This window comes from Streptomyces sp. NPDC007189 (genome assembly GCF_040703635.1).
Classification (GTDB): Bacteria; Actinomycetota; Actinomycetes; order Streptomycetales; family Streptomycetaceae; genus Streptomyces.
On the sequence record NZ_JBEYEY010000037.1, the window covers coordinates 20,131 to 27,518 of the forward strand.

Sequence of the window (7,388 nt, forward strand, 5' to 3'; positions counted from 1 at the left end):
CGCCGTGACCGCTGGCGGCAGCGCACCCGGCACCGCGCCGGGCGGCACCGACGCACACCGGACAGCGGCCCCCGGCGGTCGTACGTCGGGCGCGACGGGTTGTGCGGCGAGTGGCGTCGTCCACCCGGTGGCGACGGCCGCCGTCCCGCCGGTGTCCGCCCGCGGCCGTACGGCGACAGCCGCCGGCGCCCCGGCCACTGCCGCCCGCACCGCGCCGGCCACCCCGCGGCCGACGCCCGTGACCGGCCGGAAGGCGACGCCCGCCCCCGAGCGGATGCCCGCCCCGACGCGGAGCGCTCCCCGGAGAGCGGCCGCCCCCGTCCCCGCCACCGCCCCGACCGACACGACCTTCCAGGTGGGTGAGTACGCGTGAACGAGCAGGAAAAGCTCCTCAGCTACCTCAAGAAGGTCACCGGTGACCTGCACGAGACGCGCAGGCGGCTGCGGGAGGCGGAGTCCGCGTCGCGGGAGCCCGTCGCCATCGTCGCGATGAGCTGCCGCTTCCCCGGTGGCGCCGACTCGCCCGAGGAACTGTGGCGGCTGCTGGAAGCCGGTACGGACGCGGTCGCCGAGTGGCCCGCCGACCGCGGCTGGAACCTTGCCGACCACTACGACCCCGAGCCCGGCCGCCCCGGCAGGACGTACAGCACCCGCGGCGGCGCGCTCGCCGGGGCGGGCGCCTTCGACGCGTCCTTCTTCGGGATCTCGCCGCGCGAGGCGATGGCGATGGACCCGCAGCAACGGCTGCTGCTGGAGATCTCCTGGGAGGCGTTCGAGCGGGCCGGGATCGACCCGACGAGCCTGCGCGGCTCCCGCACCGGCGTCTTCGCCGGCACCAACGGCCAGGACTACCCGGCGCTGCTGCTCGCCTCGCAGGAGAGCCTGGAAGGACACGTCGGCACTGGCAACGCCGCGAGCGTCGTCTCCGGCCGCATCTCCTACACCCTCGGCCTGGAGGGCCCCGCCGTCACCGTCGACACGGCCTGCTCCTCCTCCCTGGTCGCCCTGCACCTGGCCGTGCGGGCGCTGCGCGCGCGGGAGTGCGACCTGGCGCTGGCCGGCGGCGTCACCGTGATGTCGACGCCCGGCCTGTTCCTGGAGTTCAGCAGGCAGCGGGGCCTCGCCCCGGACGGCCGCTGCAAGGCGTTCGCCGACGCGGCCGACGGCACCGGCTGGGCCGAGGGCGCGGGCATGCTGCTCGTGGAGCGGCTCGCCGACGCCCGCCGGCTCGGCCACCCCGTGCTCGCCGTGGTCCGCGGCAGCGCCGTCAACCAGGACGGCGCGTCCAACGGCCTGACCGCCCCCAACGGCCCCTCCCAGCAGCGCGTCATCTGGCAGGCCCTCGCCGACGCGCGGCTGTCCGCCGCCGACGTCGACGCCGTCGAGGCGCACGGCACCGGTACGACCCTCGGCGACCCCATCGAGGCGCAGGCGCTGCTCGCCACCTACGGCCAGGACCGCGAACAGCCGCTGTGGCTCGGCTCCGTGAAATCGAACATCGGTCACACCCAGGCCGCCGCCGGTGTCGCCGGCGTCATGAAGATGGTGCTGGCGATGCAGCACGGCACGCTGCCCCGCACCCTCCACGTCGACCGGCCCACCAGCCACGTCGACTGGAGCGCGGGCCGGGTCGAACTGCTCACCGAGCCCCGCCCCTGGCCCACCGCCGACCGCCCCCGCACCGCGGGCGTCTCCTCCTTCGGCGTCAGCGGCACCAACGCCCACGTCATCCTCGAACAGCCCGCCCCCCAACCGGCCCAGCCCACCTCGCCGGCCGCCGACGGGACCACCGACGGCCCCCTCCCGCGGCCCACCCTCCCGTACGTCGTCTCCGCCCGCAGCGCCGCCGCGCTACGCGCCCAGGCCGCCGCCCTGCACGCCCGGCTGCGCGCCGACGCCGATGCCCCCGCGCACGACGTGGCCTGGTCGCTGGCCGCCACCCGCGCCGCCTTCGAACACCGCGCGGTGGTCCTCGCCGACGACCGTACGGAACTGCTGCGCGGCCTGGAGTCCCTGGCCTCCGGCGCCCCGGCGGCCGGGCTGGTGCGCGGCGTCGCCGACGTCGACGGCCGCACCGTCTTCGTCTTCCCCGGCCAGGGCCCCCAGTGGCCCGGCATGGCCACCGAACTCCTCGACGCCGACCCCGAGTTCCGCACGCACTTCACCGCCTGCGCGAGCGCCGTCGAGCAGTACGTCGACTGGTCCGCGGAAGCCGTCCTGCGCGGCGCCGACGGCGCCCCCACCCTGGACCGCGTCGACGTCGTCCAGCCGCTGCTGTTCGTGACGATGGTGTCGCTGGCCCGGCTCTGGCAGTCCCGCGGAGTACGCCCCGACGCCGTCGTCGGGCACAGCCAGGGCGAGATCGCCGCCGCCTGCGTCGCCGGGGCCCTCACCCTGGACGACGCGGCACGCGTCGTCGTCCTGCGCAGCCGGGCCATCACCGCGCTCGCCGGACGCGGCGGCATGGCCTCCGTGCTGCTGCCCGTCACCGACGTCGAGGCCCACCTGGCCCGCTGGGACGGCCGGGTCTCGGTCGCCGCCGTCAACGGCCCCGCCTCCGTCGTCGTCTCCGGCGACGCCGACGCCGTACGCGACCTGGTCGCCCACCTCACCGCCGCCGGCGCGCAGGCCCGGCAGATCCCCGTCGACTACGCCTCCCACTCCGCCCAGGTCGAGGAGATCCGCGAGCGGCTGCTGGCCGACCTCGCCCCCGTGCGCCCGCAGGCCGCGCAGGTGCCGTTCTTCTCCACCGTCACCTGCGACTGGCTCGACACCGAACGCCTCGACGCCGCCTACTGGTACGAGAACCTGCGCCGCACCGTCCGCTTCGCCGACGCCGTGCGCGCCCTCGCCGCCCAGGACGTGCGGGCGTTCGTCGAGTCCAGCCCGCACCCCGTGCTCACCGCCGCCGTCCGCGACACCCTCGACGAGGACGGCCGCACCGGCACCGTCGTCACCGGCACCCTGCGCCGCGGCGAGGGCGGCCCGCGCCGCTTCCTCACCTCCCTCGCCGAGCTGACCGTACGCGGCGGCGCACGCGTCGACTGGGCCACCCTCATCGGCGCCGGCACCCGCGTCGACCTGCCCACCTACGCCTTCCAGCACCGCACCTACTGGCCGACCCCGGCCGCGCCCACCGCCACCGCCGCCCCGGGCACCGACCTCGACGCCCGCTTCTGGCAGACCGTCGAGAACGGCGAGACCGCGCCGCTGGCCGCCGCCCTCCACCTCGACGAGGACACCCTCGCCACCGTCCTGCCCGCCCTGAGCGACTACCGCCGGCGCAGCCGCGAGACCGCCACCGTCGACGGCTGGCGCTACCGCGTCACCTGGAAGCCCCTGCCCGCGCCCCCGGCCCCCGTCCTCACCGGCACCTGGCTCGTCGCCATCCCCGCCGCCCACCAGGACCCCGGTCACCCCGGCCACGCCCGTACGACCGCCGTCACCGACGCGCTCGCCCGCGCCGGCGCCACCCCCGTCACCGTTCCCGTCGCCGCCGACGACGACCGCGCCCGCATCGCCGGCCGCCTGCGCGCCACCGGCGAGGAACGGCCGCACGCCGTGCTGTCGCTGCTCGCCCTCGACGACACCGAGCACGACGGCCTGCCCGGCCTGCCCCGCGGCTTCTCCGCCACCGTCGCCCTGGTCCAGGCCCTCGACGACCTCGGCCAGGAGGCACCCGTCTGGTTCGCCACCCGCGGAGCCGTCGCCACCGCCGCAGCGGAGACCGTGGACGCTCCGGAGCAGGCCCTGGTGTGGGGCTTCGGCCGGGTCGTCGCCCTCGAACAGCCCCAGCGCTGGGGCGGGTTGATCGACCTGCCCGCCGACCTCGACACCGTCGCCGCCGACCGATTCACCGCCGCCCTCGCCGGCGTGGGCCACGAGGACCAGCTCGCCGTCCGCGCCACCGGCCTGCTCGCCCGCCGCCTCAGCCGCGCCGCCACCGGCGGCCTCGGCGCCCGCCGCGCGTGGACGCCCACCGGAACCGTCCTCGTCACCGGAGGCACCGGCGCCCTCGGCCGCCAGGTCGCCCGCCGCCTCGCCCGCCAGGGCGCCCCCGGACTGCTGCTGCTCAGCCGCACCGGCCCCGACGCCCCCGGCGCGGCCGAGCTGCGCGCCGAACTCACCGCACTCGGCGCCGGACACGTCGACATCGTCGCCTGCGACATCGCGGACCGCGACCAGCTCGCCGCCGCCCTCGCCACCGTCCCCGCCGAACGGCCCCTCACCGCCGTCTTCCACACCGCCGCCGTCCTGCGCGACGGCGTCGTCACCACGCTCACCCCCGACCGGCTCGCCGACGTCCTGCGGGTCAAGGTGAGCGGCGCCCGCAACCTCGACGCCCTCACCGCCCACCTCGACCTGACCGCGTTCGTCCTGTTCTCCTCCACCGCCGGCACCATCGGCGCCCCCGGCCACGCCAACTACGCCCCCGGCAACGCCCTCCTCGACGCCCTCGCCCAGCAGCGCCGCGCCCGAGGCCTGCCCGCCACCGCCATCGCCTGGGGCCCCTGGGCCGACGGCGGCATGGCCGAGGGCTCCGTGGGCGAACGCCTGCAACGGCACGGCGTACGCCCCATGGACCCCGAACACGCCCTCGGCGCACTCCAGTTGGCCCTGGACCACGACGACACCACGGTCGCCGTCACCGACATCGACTGGGACCTTTTCGCCCACGCCTACACCACGTCCCGACCCCGCCCCTTCATCGACGACCTCCCCGACGCCCAGCGCGCCCTCACCAGCCGCCCCGCCGCCCACGAGCCGCACGCCGCAGCCGACACCGACACCTCCGGCGCCGACGACCTCGCCCGCCAGCTCGCCGCGCTCCCCGAAGGGGAACAGCGCGCCGCCTTCGAGGAACTCGTCCGCGCCCACGTCGCCGTCGTCCTCAACCACACCGGCCCCCAGGACGTCGAACCCACCCGCTCCTTCCGGGAACTCGGCTTCGACTCGCTCACCGCCGTCGAACTGCGCAACGCGCTCAGCGGCTCCCTGGGACGCCCCCTGCCCGCCACCCTCGTCTTCGACTACCCGACCCCCGCCACCCTCGCCGACCACCTCCGCGCCACCGTCGCCCCGGCCGCCGCCACCGGCACCGACACGGCCCTCCCCACACCCCGTGCCACCGACGACGACCCCGTCGTCATCACCGCGATGAGCTGCCGCTTCCCCGGCGGCGTCAGCACCCCCGAGGACTTCTGGCGGCTGCTCGCCGAGGGCGCCGACGCCATCACCGCATGGCCCGACGACCGCGGCTGGGACCTCGACCACCTCCACGACCACGAGCCCGGCGTCCCCGGCACCGCCCGCGAAGGCGGCTTCCTGCGGGACATGGCCGACTTCGACCCCGGCTTCTTCGGCATCTCACCGCGCGAGGCGCTGGCGATGGACCCGCAGCAGCGCCTGCTGCTGGAACTGGCCTGGGAGGCCTTCGAACGCGGCGGCATCGACCCGACGACCCTGCGCGGCTCCCGCACCGGCGTCTTCGCCGGCACCAACTACCAGGACTACGCGTCCCGCCCGCTCGACCCGGCCGACGCCGAAGAGGTCGCCGGCCACCTCGGCACCGGCAACTCCGCCAGCGTCATGTCGGGCCGCCTCTCCTACACCCTGGGCCTGGAGGGCCCCGCGGTCACCGTCGACACCGCCTGCTCCTCGGCGCTCGTGGCCCTGCACCTCGCCGTGCAGGCGCTGCGGGCGGGGGAGTGCGACCTGGCGCTGGCCGGTGGTGTGACGGTGATGTCGACTCCGGGTCTGTTCATCGACTTCTCCCGTCAGGGCGGCCTCGCCTCGGACGGGCGGTGCAAGGCGTTCTCGGACGCGGCGGATGGTGCCGGGTTCTCCGAGGGTGCTGGTCTGGTGCTGGTGGAGCGGTTGTCGGATGCGCGGGCGGCGGGGCGCCGGGTGCTGGCGGTGGTGGCCGGCAGTGCGGTGAACCAGGACGGTGCGTCCAATGGTCTGACGGCGCCGAACGGTCCGTCGCAGCAGCGGGTGATCCGGGCGGCGCTGGCGTCGGCGGGGCTGAAGCCGTCGGATGTGGATGCGGTGGAGGCGCACGGCACGGGTACGTCGTTGGGTGACCCGATCGAGGCGCAGGCTCTGATCGCGACGTACGGTCAGGGTCGTGAGCGGCCGGTGTGGCTGGGTTCGGTGAAGTCGAACATCGGTCACACGCAGGCTGCCGCGGGTGTGGCGGGTGTGATCAAGATGGTGCTGGCGTTGCAGCACGGTGTGCTGCCGCGCACCCTGCACGCCGAGCAGCCGTCCTCGCACGTCGACTGGTCCGCCGGTGCGGTGGAACTGCTGAACACGAACACCGCATGGCCGCGGCTCGACGGTCACGTACGGCGCGCCGGTGTCTCGTCGTTCGGCATCAGCGGCACCAACGCGCACGTGGTGCTGGCGGAGCCGCCGGTCGAGGAGGTGCCCGAGGAGGTCACGGGTGACGCCGGTGGCTTGATCCCGTGGGTCGTTTCGGGTCGTACGGCTGCTGCGCTGCGGGATCAGGCGGGGCGGCTGGCGGAGTTCGTCACCGGCGACGAGAGCCTGGCGGTCGCTGGAGTGGCGTCGTCGCTGGTGCGGTCGCGGTCGTTGTTCGAGCACCGGGCCGTGGTGTGGGGTGCGGGCCGGGAGGATCTGGTGCGGGCGCTGCGGGCGGTCGCTGCGGGTGAGGAGGCGGTGAACGCGGCGTCGGGCTCGGCCCGGCGTGATGTGCGCACCGCGTTCCTCTTCGCGGGCCAGGGGTCCCAGCGCCTGGGCATGGGACGGGAGTTGTACGAGGCGTATCCGGTCTTCGCCGAGGCCTTCGACGCGGTGGACGCGGAACTCCCCTTCGACCTCAAGGGAATCGTCTTCGGGGACGACGCGGACGCCCTGAACCGGACAGAGTTCACCCAGCCCGCCCTGTTTGCTCTCGAAGTCGCCCTGTTCCGGCTGCTGGAGTCCTGGGGCGTACGGCCGGACGTGCTCGCCGGTCACTCCATCGGGGAGATCGCCGCCGCGCACCTCGCCGGTGTGTGGTCGCTGACCGACGCCTGCCGACTCGTTGCGGCACGTGGCCGGCTCATGCAGGAGCTGCCCGAGGGCGGGGCGATGGTCGCGCTCCAGGCTTCTGAGGAGGAGGTGCTGCCGCTACTCGGCGAGGACGAGCGGGTGGGCATCGCCGCCGTCAACGGCCCGCGGGCGGTCGTTGTCGCGGGTGACGCCGAGGCCGTGGAAGAGGTAGCGGGGCATTTCCGGGCGCAAGACCGCAAGGTGACGGCCCTGCGCGTGAGCCACGCATTCCACTCGCCGCTGATGGAGCCGATGCTCGCCGACTTCCGCAAGGTCGCCGAGAGCCTGACCTACGAGCAGCCGAAGCTGTCGTTCGTGTCCACCGTGACGGG

2 protein-coding genes are annotated in these 7,388 nt (G+C 75.3%); both read left to right on the forward strand.

The annotated features are described in order from the left end of the window. The first annotated feature begins 4 nt into the window (after positions 1 to 4). Positions 5 to 373: a hypothetical protein gene (locus tag AB0950_RS38655; RefSeq protein ID WP_366780600.1), complete on the forward strand. Its 369-nt coding sequence runs from the start codon at positions 5 to 7 to the stop codon at positions 371 to 373. Continuing rightward, on the forward strand, positions 370 to 7,388 hold a 7,019-nt coding region (locus AB0950_RS38660), incomplete at its 3' end, for a type I polyketide synthase (protein WP_366780601.1). The genes AB0950_RS38655 and AB0950_RS38660, both read left to right, overlap by 4 nt.